The following is a 19,371-nucleotide window of genomic DNA, read 5'->3' on the forward strand; positions in this document are numbered from 1 at the left end:
CGCGAAGGATCTGGCCGACCGCGGCGAACTCGTCATCGGAGGCTCCGGCGGCGACGACCAGCTGGTCTACTGATCCGGCCGCTCCAGCTCTTCAGCCATCCCCGAGCACCGGCAACGGCCGGTGCACGGTCTGCCGGCCGGCCTTGAACGCATAGAGCGGTTGCGAGAGTTCCGCGACCGCCATTGACGGATCCGAATTGTCGATCACCACCAGATCCGCCGTCTTGCCCACCGAGATCCCGTAATCCTTCAGGTTCATCAGTCTCGCGGAGCGGCTCGTCACCATTTCGAGGCAGGCCTTCAGCATTTCGGTGCGGCCGATCTGCGCGACATTGGCATAGAGATTGGCCATCCGGATCAGCGAGCCGTCGCCGAACGGGGTGAAGGGGTTCAGCACGTTGTTGGTGGAGAGCGAGCAGGTCACGCCATGCTCCAGCATCTTGTGCACGGGCGTCACCCCGCGCGGCACCGAATAATCGTGTTCCCGTCCCATCAGGAAGAGATCCGTCGAGGGCAGCACCGTCACTGCGACGCCGGCAGTCGCGAGCCGCCTTGCATAGTCCTCGAATTGCGCCGGCGGCATGGCCGAGAACTTGCTGACATGGCCGATGGCGACACGTCCGCCCCATCCGTACTCGTCCGTCTTCCGCATCACGTAATCCGCGTCGACGGAAGAGAGGTCGGTCGAGAAATCCAGATGCATGTCGATATCGACATCGAACTCCCGTGCCATCTCGAACACCCGGTCGATCTGGCCGTTCGGATCCGTATCCGTATAGGGCGTGGCGCCGACGCAGCGGGCGCCGTCTTTCAGCGCGGCCACCATCAACTCGTCCGTTCCGGGATTGTTCAGCAATCCCTCCTGCGGGAAGACGCAGATCTCGGTTTCCACAGCCCAGCGCCAGTCCGCGATCGCGGCCTTCACCCCCTCGAGCCCGCGCAAGCCGATCACCGGGTCGACCTCGACATGGGTGCGGATGCGCGTGGTGCCGTTGACGACACATTTGCGCAGGGTGCGGCCCGCCCGCTCCGCGATATCCTCTTCGGTGAAGTCCGGCTTCACGCGCGAGACCTCGGAGATCGCCTCGGCGACGTCGCCGCGTTCCGAGGAGCAGCGGTGGAGGATGCAGGACTTGTCGAGATGGATATGGGTTTCGACGAACCCGGGCAGCAACAGGCGACCTTCGAGATCCAGGGTGCGCGCACCGTCGGGAAGCGCTTCGCCGATAGCAGCGATCCTTCCGCCGGCAACGCCGACATCGAGCATCCGGTCCGGCGCCTCCATCAACCGCGCATTGCGGAACGTCAGATCCACGGGACGACCTCCAGAAATCGAATGGCTGAACGACACCCCATGGCGCCGACGCAGAAAAGGAGTCTAACTTTATTGCAGGTGCGAAGGCGAGAGCCGATGGAGGAGCGAAATGGCGGTGGACGATGAAGTGCAAGAGGCCAGGAGCATGGTCGAGCGTTTCCTTGAGGTTTCCATGATCCCGGATCCGGACAGCGCCGCCCGGTTTCTCGCGCCGGATGCAGAGATCTATTTCACCGGCAAGACGCGCATGTTCCATCCTCGGGAAATGGCGGCCTACAACGCGTGCCGGTACAAATGGGTGAAGAAGAAGTTCGGGACCCTCGATATCGCCCGAGCCGAAGATCACATCGTGGCCTACGGAACCGGCACGCTCTACGGGGAATGGCCTGACGGAACGCCGTTCGAGGGCAACCGCTATGTCGACCGCTTCGAAATCCGCAACGGCAAGATCACCCGCATCGATGTCCTGAATGACAGCGCCGAACGACTCCTTAAGCGACAGGCCGGAGAACCGGAAATCTGACCGGCGTTCCGCGTGATCAGCGCCACCACTTATTCGCGCATCGCTTGACGCCAGCACGTCAGGCTCCTCAAACTCCAGCTTTCATTCGGCCGAAGGCCGACGCTCAGGGTTGGGGACCGGAGAGCAGAATGCGAAAACTTCTTATGAGCCTGGCGACGCTCCTGATGCTCGCCACAGGCGCCGCAGCTCAGGATGCGGGCACCATCGGCAGGGTCAAGGTCGCAAGCGGCGAAGCCAGCGTGCAGCGGGACGGAAAGATGCTCCCGGCATCCGAGGGCTTCGACGTCGAACGCAAGGACACGCTCATGACCGGCGCAGACGGGTCGCTCGGCATTACGCTGAACGACGGTACACTGATCTCTCTCGGCCCGAACTCGCGCTTCGAGCTGGCCGCCTTCGAATTCTCGCCGAGGCGGGATGCCTTCAATTTCTTCGGCAAGATCCTGGAAGGTACGCTGATCTACCAGTCCGGCCGGATCGGCAAGATCGCGCCGGAAAAGACCCGGATAGAGACCCCCCTCTCTGTCATCGCGGTACGCGGGACACGTTTCGCTGTCCGCGTTCCGGCAAGCTCGGGGAACTAGACGATGCGTGCAAAGACACCTTTCCGCCCGCTCCGCGCCCTTCTTGCCGTTACGGCATTGACCCTCGGCATGAGCGCCTGTGCCTTCGGTCCCTATGACACGGAGGAACTCAAGCAGCTTCCGCCGCCCGACTCCCAGTTCCTGCAGACCCTGAGCGCCGAGTACACGTCACTCGGTGACCTCGAACGCGAGGAATATGACTGGCCGGATACCGCCAGGTTCTACGACCGTGCCATCCGGGCGGCGAAGGGCGAGGTTTTCGAGCCGGAACCCCTGGATGCCCGCGATCTCACGCCGGCGGCCCTTGAGGAACTCGCGGAGGCCCGCACCCGTCTCATGGCGCTGTTCTCCGCCGGTGCCAGATCCATCGCCGGACCGGGAAGCGCCCGCGGTCAGGCCGGGTTCGACTGCTGGATGCAGGAACTCGAGGAAGGCCACCAGCCCGACGACATCGCCGCATGCCGGGCAATCTTCGTTGCCGCCGTCACCGAGATCGAAGGGGCGGTAAAGGGCGCGCTCGTGGTGCTGCTGCCCGACGCCGACGGAAAACTCGGCGCCGTCAGCGTCGGCAATCCGGGAGGCCAGGTCCTGCTCGACACGGAACGGGCAAGCGCGCTGGTCGCGGCGGCGAACGCCGCGCCGCAAAGCTCCGGCATCTTCGATCCGGCGGATGTCCAGATCGTGTTCGGAGACGCGATCGCGGCCAGCCCGGTGCCCCCGGTGACCTTCATCCTCTATTTCGAGCAGGGCACCGACACGCTCACACCGGCCTCTCAGGAGCTTCTCGCACAGGTTCTGGAAACGATCCGCACCCGGAAACTGCCCCAGGTCGAGATCTCGGGACACACCGATAGGGCCGGCTCCGTCGCCTATAACGACGGACTGGCTCTCGACCGGGCCCGGATCGTCAACTCCTCGGTGCTCGGCCTCGGTGTCCCCGAGCGGGTGGTTACGGTCGAATCCTTCGGCGAACGCGCGCCGATCGTTCCGACCGCGGACGGCGTTTCCGAACCCCGCAACCGGCGGGTCGAGATCGTCATCCGCTAGCCTCCTTGCCTGCCCCGGGCATCCCGGGTTCGTATGGGCCGGGTTCACGCCCATACCGCATGGCGCTACCGTCATCCGGAAGGCTGGCTCATACAGAAACCGCAGAGAGGGCGCTATCCGCCGCGCCGCTGCACCACCGAGGCTTGAATGGACGGCAGAGCACGCAACGAGATCGGCCAGGCGCTGCCAGCGGAAGGCAGTGCGTTTCCGTGGCTGGACGATCAGGATGAAGGCCGGCCCGCGAAATTCGTTCGCCAAGGCAGGCTGATCGCCCTGCTTCTGCTTCTTCTGCTCGTTGTCCTCCGAGTCCTCGATGTCTCGCCGCTCGAGATTCCCCGGCTCTGGGCCTTCGACCAGCAGATCGGACTGCGCGCAGCTCCACCCGTCCCTTCTCCCGTGCTTGCCGTCGACGTGACGGATGAGAGCCTGGCGCAGATGGGCCAGTGGCCCTGGCCGAGACGGTACTATGCCGATCTGGTCGAGAAGCTCCATCAGGCGGGTGCGGCGATGATCGTCTTCGACATCCTGTTCGCTGAACCGGACCGGATGTCGCCCGACCTGCTCGCCGAGACGCTCCCCGGTCTTGAAGCCGATCTTCGCCGCACTCTCTCGGAACGGGGCAGCTACGACGATGATCTCGCGGCGGCCATCCGCCTGCTTCCGACGGTGACCGCGACCGCGGCGGCACCCGCCGGAACAGAGGATCCGGACGGTACGAAGCGGCAAGGCCGCTTCGCGGTGCGCGGCACACCGGACCTCGGGAGCCTGCCCGACATCGGTGGTGTAATCGAGAATATCCCCGTGCTCAGCGCGGCGAGCGCCGGCGCGGGCATCGTCAATCTGCTTCCGGAACCGGACGGTAACGCGCGCCGTGTCCCGGCCGTGTTCCATGTCCTGGACCGGCTGGAACCCGGCCTCGCACTCGAAGCAGCGCGTGTCGCTCTCGGTCAATCCGGAATGTTGCTGGAGGTTCCCTCAGCCCTGGGATTAAGCGGCATCTCGGTGGGTCCCCTATACGTGCCGACCGACCGGGAGGGCCGGGTCTGGATCGACACCGCCCGGCCAGAGCGGGTCACGGCAGTCGCGGCCCATGACGTGCTTCAGGGCAACGTCCCGGCCGCAGATATCGAGGGCCGCATCGTGATGATCGGCACCTCCGCTTCCGGCATCGGAGACCGGGTCCGGGCTGCCGGAAGAGAAAACTTCTCGGCATTGCGGTTCCAGGCGCTTGCGCTCGATACCATTCTGACGGGTCGTACGCCGGCCCGCCCGCCGGTGTTCGCACCTCTGGAAATCGCCGCGACGCTTCTCCTGTGCGGTCTGATGATCTGGCTATTGCCGTCGCTGACTCTGGCCTGGAAACCGGTGGCTGCCTTTTCGCTGACCGCCGGCGCGGCGGGGCTCACGGCGGCCGCGCATGCAGGTTTCGGCGTCCTCCTCGATCCGACCTTTCCCGGCCTCGCGTTTCTGCTCACCGGCGCGATTTTCGTCCTTTCGGATCTCCGTGCGGAGATCTTCCTCCGGCGCCGCAACGAGACGACGCTGAAACGGCATGATGCCTATATCCGGGAAGTCGTCGATGCCAGCTTCGACGCGATCGTGACAGTCGGGGAGGATGCCCGGATCCGTACTGCGAACCGGGCCGCCGGGCATCTCTTCGGCCTTCCGGCCGCGCATCTGATCGGGCATCCGGTCGCGGGCCGCCTGCGCGGAGACTGGGCGGAAGGCCTTTCGGCCGAACCCGCGGATCACCTGCGCCGCGCCGCAGGTTCCGGGGGCATCCTTGAAGCCGATATCCTCGACCCGGACGGCACAACCTCCCATCCGACGGAGATAACGCTGGCCGCATCTGTGGCCGGAACCGAACGGATCTATGTGCTCGTGCTGAGAGATGTCTCGGTCCGGAAGGCGGCGGAAGCGTCTGCCGATCGGGCGGCCCAGCGCCTGCGCGACGCCATCGACTCGATCTCCGACGGCTTCGCGCTGTTTTCTCCGGACCGGAGGCTCGTGCTCTGCAACCGCCATTTCCGCGACATGCTCGGTTCCGCCGGCGATCTCGCCGAACCCGGCGCGCCTTATGCGACGATGCTGGAACGCTTCTCCGAGATCAGGCGCGGATCCACGACCGGAGACGAGCGGTCCGGCTCTTGGATTGCCGGCCGGCTTGCATCCTTCGGCTCCGACAGTGCGCCTTGTGAACTCGCCACCACCGACGGCAAGTGGTACCGCATCGACGAACGCCGCACCGCCGATGCCGGGATGGTCTGCGTCTATACGGATATCAGCGAACTCAAGAACCGCGAACTCGAGCTTGGAGCGGCAAAGGAACTGGCGGAGCGGGCAAGCCGCGCCAAATCGGAGTTCCTCGCCAACATGAGTCACGAGCTCCGGACTCCGCTCAATGCCATCATCGGCTTTGCCGACATGCTGCGCAGCCAGCCATACGGCCCGCTCGGCAACGGGCGCTATCTCGGTTATGCGGGCGACATTTCCAACAGCGGCTTCCGCCTCCTCGCAATGATCGATCAGATCCTCGAATTCGCCCGGCTGGAGAAACTCCCGACCACGGTCGAAGCGGTCGCGACGGAGCCCGCCGCAATCATCCGGAACGCGCTGACCGACCTGATCCCGGCCATCCAGCAGCGCGGGATCACAGTGGAAACCGCACTCGCGAGCGATATGCCGAACCTGCTCGCGGACCCGCAGATGCTGTACCAGATCGTGCAGAACCTGATCGGCAACGCCGTCAAGTTCTCGCGGGACGGCGCATCGATCGAGATTGGTGGATGGTGTGACGAGCAGAACAGGATCGCCCTTTCCGTGCGTGACCATGGGATCGGAATACCGCCGGAGCTGATCGCCCTCGTCACCCAGCCCTTCTGGCAGCGCCCGGGCGCGATGACGAGCACGCATGACGGCGTCGGCCTCGGCCTCGCCATCGTCAGCGCTCATGTCGAAGCCCATGGCGCGAAGCTCAAGATCGACAGCACGCCCGGAGAAGGAACGACGGTGACAATTACCTTCCCGGCATCGCGCACCCTGGCGCGCGCCTGATCTGCTCCGCGCCAAGACGCAGTTTATGTATTCACTTTTCTGAATCTCGCACACGGAATCGCTGTTTTTGCGCCTCAAAGAGCCAAAATCTCGAATATCTGTATACAGCTTGGTTTTTGATTCTTAATATTCCAACGCAATCCAGCAAGAGATTGGAGCGGGGAGAATGACAAACGCGACCGAGGACCGCCTGCCGACGCAGTCGCAGCGCGCACTCGAAGGCATTCGCGAGTTGTTGTTCTCCGGTGTTTTCGTGCCCGGAGCCCGCCTGTCCGAGCCGGCCATCGCCGACCGTCTGCAGATTTCCCGCACCCCGGTCCGCGCAGCCCTCGCCCGCCTCGAGCAGGAAGGCGTGGTCGACGCGATCCCGTCGGGCGGCTTCGCGGTCCGCAGTTTCGCCCCGAGAGACATTCTCGACGCCATCGAACTGCGCGGCGTGCTGGAAGGCACCGCGGCGCGCCTCGCCGCCGAGCGCGGGATCTCACCGGCCCAGTCCATCGCCATGCAAAAGATTCTGGCGGAGATCGACGAGGTTCTGGAGGCAACGCATTACGCCCTAGACCATGACAGCTACACGCGCTGCAATGCCGCATTCCACGAGCTCGTCAAGAACGCAGCCGACAGTCCGGTCATCGGGCGCGAGATCTCCCGGCTTGTCTCGCTTCCTTTCTCGGGCCCGAACGCCCTGCTGATGGTTCAGCGCGAACTGCCGGAATTTCACGGCTCTCTGCTGCTCGCCCAGTCGCAGCACAAGGCAATCCTGGAGGCGATCGAGCTGCGCGAGGGCACCCGCGCGGAGAACCTCGCCCGCGAACATGCGCGGCTCGCGCGCCGCAATCTCGAGGTCGCGATGAACGACGACCGGATCAAGGCGCGTTACCCGGCCCTCACCCTGGTGACCGGCTGACGCACAAATGACTGACCAGCATGGAGCCATCTGAATGAGTGAACGCTACGACAACGGCATGAAGATCCGCCGCTCGGTCCTGGGAGACGCCCATGTCGACCGCGCCGAGGCGGCGAAGACGGCGTTCGACGAACCGTTCCAGAGCTTCATCACCGAGGGCGCCTGGGGTACCGTCTGGGCGAGCGACAAGCTGACCAAGCGCGAGCGCTCCATGATCACCCTCGCCCTGCTCGCGGCGCTCGGCCAATGGGACGAGGTGGCGATGCATGTGCGCGCCACGGCCAATACCGGCGCGACGCCCGAGGATGTCCGAGAGGCGATGATGCATGTCGCGGTCTATGCCGGCGTTCCGGCGGCGAACCATGCCCTCAAGATCATCAAGAAGACCTATTCCGAGATGGGAGTGAAGATATGAGCCTGACGAACCAGAGGCCGGCAGCCAGTTTCTTTGCCAGGGACCGGGGCTGGCAACCGGAGGCACTGACCCCGCAATACAAAACCTCGGTCGCGCGCTCGCCGAGCCGGGCGCTGCTCAGCATGCCGCAGACCCTGAGCGAGATCACCGGCCCGGTGTTCGGACACAACATCATCGGCCCGCTGGACAACGATCTGATCCTGAACTTCGCCAAACCGGGCGAGAGCGCGATCGGCCCGCGGATCTACGTCTATGGCCGCGTGCTCGACGAGACCGGCCGGGGCGTTCCGAACGTGCTCGTGGAGTTCTGGCAGGCCAATGCCGGCGGCCGTTATCGCCACGCCAAGGAAGGTTATATCGCGCCGCTCGATCCGAATTTCGGCGGCTGCGGGCGCTGCATCACCGCAGAGGACGGCTCTTACGAGTTCCGGACCGTGCAGCCCGGCCCCTATCCCTGGCCGAACCGTGGCAACGACTGGCGCCCGGCGCATATTCATTTCTCGCTGTTCGGACAGGGCTTCGCCCAGCGTCTGATCACGCAGATGTATTTCGAAGGCGATCCGATGATCTGGAAATGCCCGATCGTCGACGTGGTGCCGCACCGCGAGGGCATCGAAAGCCTGATCGCCCAGCTCGACATGGACAGCACCGTGCCGATGGATGCCCGTGCCTACAAATTCGACATGGTCCTGCGCGGCCGGCGCTCGACCCTGTTCGAGAATCGCCTGGAGGGGAACTGATGCAATCGCTCTATCGTCTGAAGGAAAGCCCGAGCCAGACCGCGGGCCCCTACGTCCATATCGGCTGCGTGCCGAATTTCTCCGGCATCGGCGGGGTCTACGAGGAAGATCTCGGCACCACGATGGTGAACGAGAAGACCAAGGGCGAACGCATCAAGGTGTCCGGCACCGTCTATGACGGCACCGGCACGCCGCTGAAGGATGCCCTGATCGAGATCTGGCAGGCCGATGCGGACGGGCTCTATCCGAGCCCGGAAGAACATCGCGGCACCGCCGACCCGAACTTCACCGGTTTCGGCCGCAAGGCCGGCGACTACCAGACCGGCGAATGGGTGTTCGAGACCGTCAAGCCCGGCGCCGTGCCGTTCCCGGACGGCCGCAAAATGGCGCCGCATATCAGCTTCTGGATCGTCGCCCGCGGCATCAATATCGGCCTGCAGACGCGGATGTACTTCCCGGACGAGGCCGAGGCGAACGCCAAGGATCCGATCCTGACGAAGATCGAGCACCAGAACCGGGTGCCCACCCTGATCGCGAAAAAGGAGGGCGACGGCGCTTATCGCTTCGACATCTATCTGCAGGGCGAGAACGAGACCGTGTTCTTCGACTTCTGAATCGGCGGCTCTGCACACATAGAAACGGGCGCTCCCTTCCGGAGCGCCCGCTTTCGTTCAAACAACAGGTTGAGGACGTCGATCAGACCTCGCCCCAGACTTCCTTCGCCACGTCGACGATGAAGGAGAGCTTCCGCCACTGCTCCTCCTCTGAGAGGATGTTGCCTTCCTCGGTCGAGGCGAAGCCGCATTGCGGGCTGAGACAGAACTGCTCGAGCGGCGCGAACTTGCTCGCCTCCTCGATCCGGGCCAGTACGCCCTCACGGTTCTCCAGCTCGCCAAACTTGGAGGTCACGAGGCCGAGCACGACCCGCTTCTTGCCTTTCGGCAGGAAGCGCAGCGGCTCGAAACCGCCGGCCCGCTCGGAATCGTATTCGAGGAAATAGCCGTCATACGGCAGCTCGCCAAGCAGCACTTCCGCGACCGGCTCGTAGCCGCCCTCTGAGATCCAGCTCGAGCGGAAATTGCCGCGGCAGACATGGGTGGTGATCGTCATGTCCGCCGGCTTCGCCTTCAGGGCATGCGCGATCATCGCCGCGTAGTTCTTCTTCAGGTCGTCCGGATCGTCACCGCGCTCGCGGATACCGGCGCGTTCCTTTTCCGAGCAGAGATAGGCCCAGACCGTGTCGTCGAACTGAAGGTAACGGCAGCCCGCGTCGTAGAAGCTGCGCACCGCCTGCGCGTAAGCCTCCGCCGTGTCCGCATAGAAGCCGTCCATGTCCGGATAGACCTCTTTCGAGATCGCATCGCGGCCACCGCGGAAATGCAGCACCGAGGGCGACGGGATCGTGAGCTTCGGCATTGCCGTCTTCACCGCGCCTTTGAGAAAGCTGAAATGCTCCAGCATCGGATGGCCAGAGAACCCGACCTTGCCCGTGACCGCGATGCTTTCCGACTTGGTCTGCACCCCGGCGAACTGGATCGCCTTGGCGCCGCTGACCAGCTCGACGCCGTCGAGACCGGCGAGGAAATCGAAATGCCACCAGGAGCGGCGGAACTCACCGTCGGTCACGGCCTTGAGGCCGGTGCTCTCCTGTTTGGCGACGACTTCACGGATGCATTCGTCTTCGACCTTCTTCAGGCCTGCGCCGTCGAGGGTCCCGGCCTGAAAGGCGGCTCGAGCCTCTTTCAGACGCTGCGGACGAAGCAGGCTTCCGACCTCGTCGGCACGGAACGGAGGGGTCGTGGCAGTCATGGAGAACTCCCTTGATCTTTTTCTTATCGGATTGCCGTGAATCGAATGCGAAATCTGGCAGAAGAACCTTGTATACGCAACTTTCGACTTGTATACATTCTGACCAAAATCAAAAAGAAAAAGTGGCTGGGAGGATCATGGGACAGCACAGCTTTCCGCTCAATGCGTGGTACGCGGCGGCGTGGGACGTCGAGGTCGGACGCACGCTTCTCCCGCGCAAGATCGCGGGTGCGCCGATCGTGCTGTATCGCAAGGAAAGCGGCGAAGCGACAGCGCTTGCCGATGCCTGCTGGCACCGCCTTCTTCCGCTCTCGAAAGGCTGGCTCAACGGCGACAATGTGGTCTGCGGCTACCACGGGCTTGAATATGACGAGGCCGGCCGATGTGTATACATGCCGTCGCAGGACACGATTAACCCCTCCGCCTGCGTGAAGAGCTATCCGATCGTCGAGCGCCACCGTTTCGTCTGGATCTGGCCCGGCGATCCAGCACTGGCAGATCCGGATCTCGTCCCTGACCTGCACTGGAACGACAGTCCGGGCTGGAGTTCGGACGGGAAGATGATCCCGGTCCGCTGCAACTACCGCCTCGTGGTCGACAATTTGATGGACCTGACCCACGAAACCTATGTGCACGGGTCCTCCATCGGGAACCGGGCGGTGGCGGAGTCCCCGTTTACGGTGACTCATTCCGAGAAAACCGCGACGGTCACCCGCTGGATGGAAAACATCGAGCCGCCGCCCTTCTGGCGCGCCCAGCTCGGCAAGCCGGGGAACGTGGACCGCTGGCAGATTATCAATTTCGAGGCGCCCTGCACCGTCGCCATCGATGTCGGCGTGGCGCCTGCCGGAACCGGCGCGCCGGACGGCGACCGCAGCCAGGGCGTCAACGGCTTCGTGCTCAACACGATTACGCCCGAGACGGAGAGCACCTGCCTCTATTTCTGGGCTTTCGCGCGCAACTACGACCTCGAGAACCAGGCGCGCACGCACCAGCTGCGCGAAGGCGTCGCCACGATCTTCCGCGAAGACGAGGACGTCCTGGAGGCGCAACAGAAGGCCATCGAGGCCAATCCGGATCATGTCTTCTACAATCTGAACATCGATGCAGGCTCGATGCGGGCGCGCAAGCTGATCGACCGGATGATCGCGCGCGAAACCTCGCTCGCAGAGGCGGCGGAATGAAATCCGAACCGGATGGACGGCGGACGCGGGCGACCTCGCAGTCCCTGAAAGCGGTGCTCGGCGTCCGCGATCTGGTGATGTCCGGCAGCTTCGCGCCGGGCGAGCGCCTGTCGGAACCCGTTATTGCACGTCAGCTCGGAATCTCGCGGACGCCGGTACGCGCGGCGCTCGCCCGCCTGGAACAGGAAGGCCTGCTGGAGGTGATCCCGTCCGGCGGATATTCGGTCAGGCGCTTCTCTGTTTCCGACGTCATCGACGCGATCGAACTACGTGGCGTGCTGGAAGGCACGGCGGCACGGCTCGCCGCGGAACGCGGGCTTTCCCCCGCGCGGTTCGCCGCATTCGGCAGCCTGCTGACCGAAATGGACAAAATCGTCGCGGAGCCGGCCGAACGCTTTTCCTACGAGGCCTATATCGAGAGGAACGCCGAGTTCCACGACATGCTGAAGGACGCCTGCAACAGTCCGCTGATCGCGCGGGAAATCGAACGGGTGACCAATCTCTCCTTCGCCAATCCGAGCGCTTTCCTGCAGGCCCAGATCGAGCTGCCGAATTTCCTCGGCAGTCTCACGGTCGCCCAGGGCCAGCACAGGGCAATCATCGGCGCGATCGAGATGCGTGAGGGGTTCCGCGCCGAGGCGCTGGCCCGAGAACATGCCCGCCTCGCCCGGGAGAACCTCGATTTCGTGCTGCAGGACGAGCGTATGATCGAGCGGGTCCCCGCCCTCTCCCTGGTCGCGGACTGAGCGCGGAGACCGTCATGAAGGGCAAACTGAACTGGCAGACAGCCATCGTCACCGCAACCACCGACGCAGCGCCGGGCGTGCGCGTTATAGATTTTGCGGTCGAAGCTTCGGACGCCGCCTTTTCCTTCTCGCCCGGATCGCACTCGACCTTCGAGATCCCGCTTGGGGGAAAATCGGCCCAGCGCTCCTACAGCTGCCTGCCGAGCCCGCCGGGGACGATCCGGGTCGGCGTGAAACGCCATGCGCTGAGCCGCGGCGGCTCGGCCTTTATGTGGAGCCTCGCCCCCGGCGCGAAAGTACGTCTCAGCCTGCCGGAAAACCGTTTCGAGCTGTCCTGGCGCGCCCCGTCCTACCTGCTGGTCGCCGGCGGCATCGGGATCACGCCGCTCTACGGCATGGCGCTCGCCCTCGCAAGGCGCAAGATGCCGGTCCGTCTCGCTTATGCCGTCGCGAAACGCAGTGAGGCCGCTTTCGCGGAAGAGCTCGGGGCGGCGCTTGGCGATGCCTGCGCCCTCTACGCGGCCGATGAGGGCAATCGGCTCGATCTTGGCGCCGAGATAGACCGGCTGCCGCCGGATGGAGAGCTTTATGTCTGCGGCCCGGTCCGCATGCTGAACGAGGCGAAAGCGCTTTGGGCCAGCTCCGGTCGGCCGACCAGCAAGCTGCGGTTCGAAGTTTTCGGCGCCATGGAAGATCCGGCCGACCGCCCCTTCACCGTCCGGCTTTCGGGCGACTCACGCGTAATCGAGGTCCGGCCCGGCCAGACCATGCTCGACGCGCTGACCAATGCCGGTGTCGACATGATCTGGGATTGCCTGCGCGGTGAATGCGGGCTCTGCGCCGTCGACGTCGTCGAGCTCGACGGCGCGATCGACCATCGCGACGTATTTTTCTCAAGCGAACAGAAGGCGGAGAACAGGAGCCTCTGCACCTGCGTCTCCCGCCTCACGAGTGGAAGCGCGACCATCGATACCGGATTTCGCCCCGGATCGCGCTGATACAGGCGTCAGAAACCAATCAAGCAACAGAGGAGGACCCCCGATGCTCAAGAAACTGATCGCCGCCGGCTTCGTCGCCGGCCTTGCGCTCTCGCCGCTGGCGGCGAAGGCGCAGGACGTAACCCTGAAACTGCACCAGCTGCTGCCACTGAAGGCCGCCGTTCCGGCCGGCTTCATCACGCCGTGGATCGAGAAGGTCGAGAAGGATTCCGGCGGACGGATCAAGATCGAGCACTATCCCTCGATGCAGCTCGGCGGCAAGCCGCCGCAGCTCGCCCAGCAGGTGACCGACGGCGTCGTCGACATCATCTGGACCGTCATGGGCTACACGCCGGGCCGCTTCCCGAAAGCCGAGGCCTTCGAGCTGCCCTTCATGATCTCGACCAGCGCCGAGGCTTCTTCCCGCGCCTTCATGGAATATGCCGAGAAACATATGAAGGACGATTTCCCCGGCATGAAGGTCATCGCCGTTCATACCCACGGCCCGGGACTGATCCACTCCAAGAACCCCGTCAACACGCTTGACGACCTGAAGGGCATGAAACTGCGCGGCCCGACCCGCGTCATCACCGACATGCTCGCCACTCTCGGCGCCGTGCCGGTCGGCATGCCGGTCCCGGCGGTTCCGGAAGCAGTCTCCAAAGGCGTGATCGACGGCGCGGTGATTCCGTGGGAAGTGACCCTGCCGCTGAAGATGAGCGAACTCGTGAAGAATCATACCGGTTTCAGCGGCAACAAGGCGCTCTACACCGCGACCTTCCTCTTCGCCATGAACCAGGCGAGCTATGACAAGCTGCCGGACGACCTGAAGAAGGTCATCGACGACAATTCCGGCGTCGAAGCCGCCGCATGGGCGGGCCGCGCGATGGAAGCGGGCGATGCCGTCGGCCTGAAGAAGGCGCAGGAAGCCGGCAACAACATCATCACGCTCGACGATGCCCAGACCAAGCGCTGGGCGGAAGCGGCCGCGGCCGTCGAAAAGGGCTGGGTCGCCGAGATGTCCGGCAAGGGTATCGACGCGCAGGCTCTGGTGGACGATGCCAAGGCGCTGATCGCCAAGCACAGCAAGTAATCCGCTCCCGGATTGCGAAACCTCGATGCGTTGCGGCGGCGGAGCCGATCCGCCGCCGCAGCGGTTACGTGACAACAGAAAACCGGTACGCTGGCGCCCGATGCTTACACAACTCTGCCGATACCTGGCCCTTTTCGGAGGCGCCCTGCTGCTCTTCATCACGATCCTCGTCGTGACGAGCGTCACCGGACGCGCCCTCATCCCCGTCGGGCTCGGTCCGATACCGGGCGACTTCGAACTCGTCGAATTCGCGACGGCGCTGGCCGTGTTCAGCTTCCTGCCCTGGTGCCAGCTGCAGCGCGGCCATGTTTCCGTGGACATCCTGCAATCGGTCCTCGGCAAGACCGTCGATAGCTGGCTGGCGGCCATCTACAACGTGGTCATGACGGCGGTGTCTGCCGTTATTCTCTGGCGCCTCTGGGGCGGCATGGAGGATCTGCAGACCTACGCCGAGACCACCTTCATCCTGCAAATTCCCGTCTGGTGGGCCTATGCCGCCTGCCTGCCGCTCGCCGCGCTTTCGGTCTTCGCCTCGCTCTGGACCGTGCTGCGGGATATTCGCGAGGCCCTGGCGGCCTCGCGCGGCGGACATTCCGGTACGGAGGCCGGCCGATGACCAAGCTCGAAATCGCGATCTGGTCCTTTCCGGTCCTGCTGCTCCTGATCCTGTTCCGCATGCCCATCGGGCTCGCCATGCTGGTAATCGGCATCGGCGGCTCGGTCCTGGTGAACGGAAGCTGGATCCCCGTGCTCTCGCAGCTGAAGTCGCTGCCCTTCGAGACCTTCTCGAACTATTCCCTCGGCATCATTCCGCTGTTTCTGATGATGGGCCAGTTCGCGACCCATGGCGGGCTCTCGAAATCCCTGTTCGACGCCGCAGCGTCCTGGCTCGGACACCGCAAGGGCGGCGTCGCGATGGCCGCCGTCGGGGCCTGCGCGGGTTTCGGCGCCGTCTGCGGCTCCTCCCTCGCGACCGCCGCGACCATGGCCCAGGTGGCCTTGCCCGAACTCAAGCGCTTCGGCTATTCCGGCTCGCTGTCGACCGGCGCGCTGGCGGCCGGCGGCACCCTTGGGATCCTCATTCCGCCCTCCGTCGTGCTGGTGATCTACGCCCTGCTGACCGAGCAGAACATTGCCAAGCTGTTCCTTGCCGCCGTCGTGCCCGGCATCATCGCCGCGGCCGGCTACATGCTGGCAATCGCGATCTATGTGCGCCTGAAGCCGGATAGCGCAGGACAGCGGGACGCGACCCCGATGCGCCAGCGGATCAAGGCGACCATCGCCATCTGGCCGGTGCTGACGGTCTTCATCGTCGTCGTCGGCGGGATCTATGCCGGGTTCTTCACCCCGACCGAGGGCGCCGCTTTCGGTGCGGCGGGAACCGGGCTGATCGCGCTGCTGAACGGCGGCCTGACGAAGGAACGGCTGGTCGCCTCGCTCAGCCAGACCGCGAGCTCGAGCGCCATGATCTTCTTCATCGTGCTCGGAGCGGCGGCGTTCAATTCCTTCCTCGCCTTCGCCCAGTTGCCGCAGGAAGCCGCGCTCTGGGTGACCTCGCAGGGCTTCGCGCCCTACACGGTGCTTATCGCGATCCTCATCCTCTATCTGATCCTCGGCTGCTTCATGGACTCGCTCTCCATGATCCTCTTGACCGTGCCGATCTTCTTCCCGGTCGTGAGCCAGCTCGATTACGGCATGTCGGCGGAAGCCTTCGGGCTCTGGTTCGGCGTGCTGGTGCTGATCGTCGTGGAGGTCGGCTTGATTACGCCGCCGGTCGGCATGAACCTCTTCGTCATCAACTCGATGGCGCGGAATACCCCGATGCTTCAGACCTACAGAGGCGTCGTGCCGTTCCTTGTGAGCGACATGCTGAGGGTCGTCCTGCTCACGGCCTTTCCGATCTTCTCGATCTGGTTCCTGACCTCCTGACCGGCCCCCTCTTATCCAGTTGATGCCGGGCGTTCTTTCGCGCCCGGCATCAACTGTTGCCCGGGCCGCACAAAACCCGTTGCAACAGTTGGGGTTGTTACCGGTCCCTCCGCCCGTGTAGCCTCTCCCTATTCGCTCATCCAAGTTGGAACGCCTCCCTTCAAGAACGTGGCGGCGGATCGGGTTTGCGGATTGGGGAACGACGCTGGGAAAATCTTTATGACAGAGATCCAATACGTTGCGCCGTCGACACTCGACGAGGCCATCAGCGCCTATGCCGCGGCAAGCGGTGCGGCACGCATTATGGCCGGCGGCACTGACCTTCTGGTGCAGATGCGCTCAGGCATGGTCAAGCCGGGGCTGATCGTCGACATCAAGAAGGTCGCGGAACTGAACGCAATCGAGCAGACGCCGGAGGGTGGCTTCAGGATCGGCGCCGCTGTACCCGGCGCCGTTCTGGAAGAGCATCCGACTTTCGGCAAAGTCTGGCCCGGCGTGCTTGAAGGCCTCAACCTGATCGGATCGACGCAGGTCCAGGGACGGGCTTCGGCCGGCGGAAACCTCTGCAACGGCTCGCCCGCCGCGGACAGCGTCCCCGCACTTGTTGCTGCCGGCGCGATCGCGAACATCAAGGGACCGAACGGTACCCGCGAACTGCCGGTCGAAAAGGTTCCGGCCGGCCCGGGCAAGACCAACCTCGCCCCGGGCGAGATCCTGGTCAGCTTCACCTTCCCCGCCAGACCGAAAGGCTCGAGCGACGCCTATCTCAGGATGATCCCGCGCACCGAGATGGATATCGCGGTGGTCGGCTGCGGCGTCAGCCTGACGATGGAGGGCGACACCTGCACGGCGGCCCGGGTCAGTCTCGGCGCCGTCGCGCCGACGGTCCTGCTGGTCGAGGACGCGGCGAAGGCGCTCATCGGCAGCAAGCTCGACGATGCCGCGCTGGAAAAAGCCGCGGCAGCCTGCAGCGCTGCCTGCAATCCGATCAACGACAAACGCGGCACCATCGCCTACCGGACGAAGGTCGCAGGCGTGCTGTTGAAACGCACCACGGCGATCGCCGCCGATCGCGCCAAGGGAGGCTGATACCATGGCGAAACTCCATGTGACCACCACGATCAACGGCGAGCCGACGGAGTTCCTTTGCGAGCCGCACCACACCATGCTCGACGTCCTGCGCGACACCCTGGATCTTACCGGTTCCAAGGAAGGCTGCGGATCCGGCGACTGCGGTGCCTGCAGCATCACGCTCGATGACCGGCTGGTCTGCTCCTGTCTCATGCTCGCCGCCGAGGCGGAAGGCCATGAGATCAAGACCATCGAAGGCATGGCGGACGGCGACAAACTGCATCCGCTGCAGCAGAAGTTCCTCGAGATGGCCGCGCTCCAGTGCGGCATCTGCACGCCGGGCGTGCTCGTCGCCGCCGACGCGCTTCTGAAGAAGAACCCGAACCCGAGCGAGACCGAAGTGCGGTACTGGCTCGCCGGCAACCTCTGCCGCTGCACCGGGTACGACAAGATCGTCCGCGCCGTCCTCGAGACCGCCGCGGAAATGCGCGGCGCCGCCGAATAACATCCTTTCATCGGGAAACCGCCGGAAACACTCAGCTTCCAGCGGTTTCCCGGCAATTCCTCGCGATGTCGTTTTGCGACGCAGCGATGTCGCTCCCATGATCACTGAAACTCCTCCCGCTGTGCTCTGATTGCAGAGTCCGGAGCTTCTGGGAGTCCTCAGATCAGACTCCCGAACCGCGCCGGCACGAAGGATCTGGCGGCCCACGGTCTGACCGCGGCCGCGCACCGCGAGGACGAGACATGAGTGCGCGCAACTACATGCTGGCCCTTCTGGCCCAGCGCCAGAGCGGCTACAGCCTGGCCCAACCCTTCTACCGTGATCCGGAGATCTTCCGGCTGGATCTTGAGCAGATCTGGTACCGGGAATGGCTCTTCGCGATTCCGTCCTGCGAACTGGCCAAGGCGGGCAGCTACGTCACTCACAAGGTCGGTGACTACCGGGTGATCATTGTACGCGGCGCCGACAAAGTGATCCGCGCGTTTCACAATACCTGCCGCCACCGCGGCTCGATCCTCTGCAAGGCCGCGAAAGGAAACGCTCCCAAGCTCGTCTGCCCCTATCATCAGTGGACCTACGAGCTCGACGGCAGGCTGCTCTGGGCGCGCGACATGGGCGCGGATTTCGACGCCTCCAAGTTCGGCCTGAAGCCGGTCCATTGCCGCGAGCTGGCCGGCCTCGTCTATATCTGCCTCGCCGACCAGGCGCCGGATTTCGACGCATTCGCCGAGCTCGCCCGGCCCTATCTCGAGCCGCACGACCTCGCCAACGCGAAGATCGCGCACGAGAGCACCATCGTCGAAAAAGGCAACTGGAAGCTGGTCTGGGAGAACAACCGCGAGTGCTATCACTGCAGCGGCAACCACCCGGCCCTCTGCCGGACCTTTCCCGAGGACCCGTCGCTTTTCGGCGTCGATCACGAAACGCCCGAAAAGCTCGAGTCCCATTTTCGGCGCATGGAAGCGCAGGGCTGGCCGTCCCGCTACCGGATTGCCGACAACATGCAGTACCGGATGACCCGTATCCCGTTGCTCGACGGCGCCGAGAGTTACACGATGGACGGCAAGATCGCCGTCGACCGCTTCCTCGGGCGGGTCTCCGACCGGACCGCCGGCGCTTTGCTCAAGTTCCATTACCCGACGACCTGGAACCATTTCCTCGCCGATCATTCCATCACCTTCCGGGTCACCCCAGTCGGCCCGATGGAGACGGAGGTCACGACCAAGTGGCTGGTGCACAAGGACGCCGTCGAAGGCGAGGATTACGACCTGAAGCGCCTGACCGAGGTCTGGACCGCGACCAACGACGAAGACCGCCGCGTCGTCGAGGACAATCAAAACGGCATCAATTCGCCGGCCTACGAGCCGGGTCCCTATTCGCCGACCCAGGAAGACGGCGTGATCTCCTTCGTCGAGTGGTACTGCAACACCATGCAGCAACGCCTCCTACCGACCCTGCTGGCGGCGGAATAG

Annotated in this window: 19 protein-coding genes; 17 read left to right on the forward strand and 2 right to left on the reverse strand. The window is 64.3% G+C overall.

The window, feature by feature from the left end:
* Positions 1-91: 91 nt before the first annotated feature.
* Positions 92-1,315 carry an amidohydrolase family protein gene (locus tag JJ959_RS17065; protein WP_292886279.1) on the reverse strand — a complete coding sequence of 408 codons (1,224 nt, stop codon included), beginning with the start codon at positions 1,313-1,315 and terminating at the stop codon, positions 92-94.
* Between the two features lie 109 nt (positions 1,316-1,424).
* On the opposite strand from JJ959_RS17065, the gene JJ959_RS17070 reads away from it, so the two are divergent.
* From JJ959_RS17070 to pcaG, 8 genes are all read left to right on the forward strand, one after another.
* Entirely contained in the window at positions 1,425-1,838 is a 414-nt protein-coding gene (locus JJ959_RS17070) for a nuclear transport factor 2 family protein (RefSeq protein ID WP_292886281.1), read from the forward strand.
* Between the two features lie 128 nt (positions 1,839-1,966).
* Positions 1,967-2,422, forward strand: a complete 456-nt coding sequence (locus JJ959_RS17075; protein ID WP_292886283.1) for a FecR domain-containing protein — start codon at positions 1,967-1,969, stop codon at positions 2,420-2,422.
* A 3-nt stretch (positions 2,423-2,425) separates the two neighbouring features.
* Entirely contained in the window at positions 2,426-3,469 is a 1,044-nt protein-coding gene (locus tag JJ959_RS17080) for an OmpA family protein (RefSeq protein WP_292886285.1), read from the forward strand.
* Between the two features lie 147 nt (positions 3,470-3,616).
* On the forward strand, positions 3,617-6,523 hold the full coding sequence (locus JJ959_RS17085) for a CHASE2 domain-containing protein (protein WP_292886287.1): 2,907 nt from the start codon (positions 3,617-3,619) through the stop codon (positions 6,521-6,523).
* Positions 6,524-6,689: 166 nt separating this feature from the next.
* Positions 6,690-7,430 carry a GntR family transcriptional regulator gene (locus JJ959_RS17090; protein ID WP_292886290.1) on the forward strand — a complete coding sequence of 247 codons (741 nt, stop codon included), beginning with the start codon at positions 6,690-6,692 and terminating at the stop codon, positions 7,428-7,430.
* Between the two features lie 34 nt (positions 7,431-7,464).
* Positions 7,465-7,845 (forward strand): 4-carboxymuconolactone decarboxylase, encoded by a 381-nt coding sequence (pcaC, locus tag JJ959_RS17095; RefSeq protein ID WP_292886293.1) that lies wholly within the window; start codon positions 7,465-7,467, stop codon positions 7,843-7,845.
* Complete coding sequence (gene pcaH / locus JJ959_RS17100; RefSeq protein ID WP_193182444.1) at positions 7,842-8,585, forward strand: protocatechuate 3,4-dioxygenase subunit beta; 744 nt, start codon at positions 7,842-7,844, stop codon at positions 8,583-8,585. The genes pcaC and pcaH overlap by 4 nt, the downstream gene beginning before the upstream one ends.
* A complete protein-coding gene (gene pcaG, locus JJ959_RS17105) occupies positions 8,585-9,199 on the forward strand; it encodes a protocatechuate 3,4-dioxygenase subunit alpha (RefSeq protein ID WP_292886298.1) in 615 nt (204 codons plus the stop codon). The genes pcaH and pcaG overlap by 1 nt, the downstream gene beginning before the upstream one ends.
* A gap of 82 nt (positions 9,200-9,281) precedes the next feature.
* Here pcaG and JJ959_RS17110 read toward each other — a convergent pair whose 3' ends face one another.
* On the reverse strand, positions 9,282-10,394 hold the full coding sequence (locus JJ959_RS17110) for a cobalamin-independent methionine synthase II family protein (protein ID WP_292886301.1): 1,113 nt from the start codon (positions 10,392-10,394) through the stop codon (positions 9,282-9,284).
* Positions 10,395-10,531: 137 nt separating this feature from the next.
* On the opposite strand from JJ959_RS17110, the gene JJ959_RS17115 reads away from it, so the two are divergent.
* The 9 genes from JJ959_RS17115 (at position 10,532) to JJ959_RS17155 (ending at position 19,371) form a co-directional block, all read left to right on the forward strand.
* Positions 10,532-11,578 carry an aromatic ring-hydroxylating dioxygenase subunit alpha gene (locus tag JJ959_RS17115; RefSeq protein WP_292886303.1) on the forward strand — a complete coding sequence of 349 codons (1,047 nt, stop codon included), beginning with the start codon at positions 10,532-10,534 and terminating at the stop codon, positions 11,576-11,578.
* Positions 11,575-12,324, forward strand: coding sequence for a GntR family transcriptional regulator (locus JJ959_RS17120; protein ID WP_292886305.1), 750 nt, complete (start codon positions 11,575-11,577; stop codon positions 12,322-12,324). Before JJ959_RS17115 ends, JJ959_RS17120 begins: the two co-directional genes overlap by 4 nt.
* Positions 12,325-12,338: 14 nt before the next feature.
* Positions 12,339-13,322, forward strand: a complete 984-nt coding sequence (locus JJ959_RS17125) for a PDR/VanB family oxidoreductase (protein WP_292886307.1) — start codon at positions 12,339-12,341, stop codon at positions 13,320-13,322.
* Between the two features lie 43 nt (positions 13,323-13,365).
* A complete protein-coding gene (locus JJ959_RS17130; RefSeq protein WP_292886309.1) occupies positions 13,366-14,394 on the forward strand; it encodes a TRAP transporter substrate-binding protein in 1,029 nt (342 codons plus the stop codon).
* Positions 14,395-14,494: 100 nt separating this feature from the next.
* Positions 14,495-15,010 (forward strand): TRAP transporter small permease, encoded by a 516-nt coding sequence (locus JJ959_RS17135; RefSeq protein ID WP_292886312.1) that lies wholly within the window; start codon positions 14,495-14,497, stop codon positions 15,008-15,010.
* Positions 15,007-16,323: a TRAP transporter large permease gene (locus tag JJ959_RS17140; RefSeq protein ID WP_292886315.1), complete on the forward strand. Its 1,317-nt coding sequence runs from the start codon at positions 15,007-15,009 to the stop codon at positions 16,321-16,323. The genes JJ959_RS17135 and JJ959_RS17140 overlap by 4 nt, the downstream gene beginning before the upstream one ends.
* A gap of 219 nt (positions 16,324-16,542) precedes the next feature.
* On the forward strand, positions 16,543-17,412 hold the full coding sequence (locus JJ959_RS17145; RefSeq protein ID WP_292886318.1) for a xanthine dehydrogenase family protein subunit M: 870 nt from the start codon (positions 16,543-16,545) through the stop codon (positions 17,410-17,412).
* Positions 17,413-17,416: 4 nt separating this feature from the next.
* Positions 17,417-17,899, forward strand: coding sequence for a (2Fe-2S)-binding protein (locus JJ959_RS17150; RefSeq protein ID WP_292886320.1), 483 nt, complete (start codon positions 17,417-17,419; stop codon positions 17,897-17,899).
* 242 nt (positions 17,900-18,141) lie between these two features.
* Complete coding sequence (locus JJ959_RS17155) at positions 18,142-19,371, forward strand: aromatic ring-hydroxylating dioxygenase subunit alpha (protein WP_292886323.1); 1,230 nt, start codon at positions 18,142-18,144, stop codon at positions 19,369-19,371.

This window comes from Nisaea sp. (assembly GCF_017640745.1).
Lineage (GTDB): Bacteria > Pseudomonadota > Alphaproteobacteria > Thalassobaculales > Thalassobaculaceae > Nisaea.

Coding starts and splice junctions, on each gene's coding strand:
- JJ959_RS17090 (WP_292886290.1), top strand. CDS start 6,690: ATGACAAACGCGACCGAGGACCGCCTGCCGACGCAGTCGCAGCGCGCA.
- JJ959_RS17085 (WP_292886287.1), top strand. CDS start 3,617: ATGGACGGCAGAGCACGCAACGAGATCGGCCAGGCGCTGCCAGCGGAA.
- JJ959_RS17115 (WP_292886303.1), top strand. CDS start 10,532: ATGGGACAGCACAGCTTTCCGCTCAATGCGTGGTACGCGGCGGCGTGG.
- JJ959_RS17110 (WP_292886301.1), bottom strand. CDS start 10,394: ATGACTGCCACGACCCCTCCGTTCCGTGCCGACGAGGTCGGAAGCCTG.
- JJ959_RS17075 (WP_292886283.1), top strand. CDS start 1,967: ATGCGAAAACTTCTTATGAGCCTGGCGACGCTCCTGATGCTCGCCACA.
- pcaC (WP_292886293.1), top strand. CDS start 7,465: ATGAGTGAACGCTACGACAACGGCATGAAGATCCGCCGCTCGGTCCTG.
- JJ959_RS17150 (WP_292886320.1), top strand. CDS start 17,417: ATGGCGAAACTCCATGTGACCACCACGATCAACGGCGAGCCGACGGAG.
- JJ959_RS17145 (WP_292886318.1), top strand. CDS start 16,543: ATGACAGAGATCCAATACGTTGCGCCGTCGACACTCGACGAGGCCATC.
- JJ959_RS17130 (WP_292886309.1), top strand. CDS start 13,366: ATGCTCAAGAAACTGATCGCCGCCGGCTTCGTCGCCGGCCTTGCGCTC.
- JJ959_RS17080 (WP_292886285.1), top strand. CDS start 2,426: ATGCGTGCAAAGACACCTTTCCGCCCGCTCCGCGCCCTTCTTGCCGTT.
- JJ959_RS17135 (WP_292886312.1), top strand. CDS start 14,495: ATGCTTACACAACTCTGCCGATACCTGGCCCTTTTCGGAGGCGCCCTG.
- JJ959_RS17070 (WP_292886281.1), top strand. CDS start 1,425: ATGGCGGTGGACGATGAAGTGCAAGAGGCCAGGAGCATGGTCGAGCGT.
- pcaG (WP_292886298.1), top strand. CDS start 8,585: ATGCAATCGCTCTATCGTCTGAAGGAAAGCCCGAGCCAGACCGCGGGC.
- JJ959_RS17155 (WP_292886323.1), top strand. CDS start 18,142: ATGAGTGCGCGCAACTACATGCTGGCCCTTCTGGCCCAGCGCCAGAGC.
- JJ959_RS17140 (WP_292886315.1), top strand. CDS start 15,007: ATGACCAAGCTCGAAATCGCGATCTGGTCCTTTCCGGTCCTGCTGCTC.
- JJ959_RS17120 (WP_292886305.1), top strand. CDS start 11,575: ATGAAATCCGAACCGGATGGACGGCGGACGCGGGCGACCTCGCAGTCC.
- pcaH (WP_193182444.1), top strand. CDS start 7,842: ATGAGCCTGACGAACCAGAGGCCGGCAGCCAGTTTCTTTGCCAGGGAC.
- JJ959_RS17125 (WP_292886307.1), top strand. CDS start 12,339: ATGAAGGGCAAACTGAACTGGCAGACAGCCATCGTCACCGCAACCACC.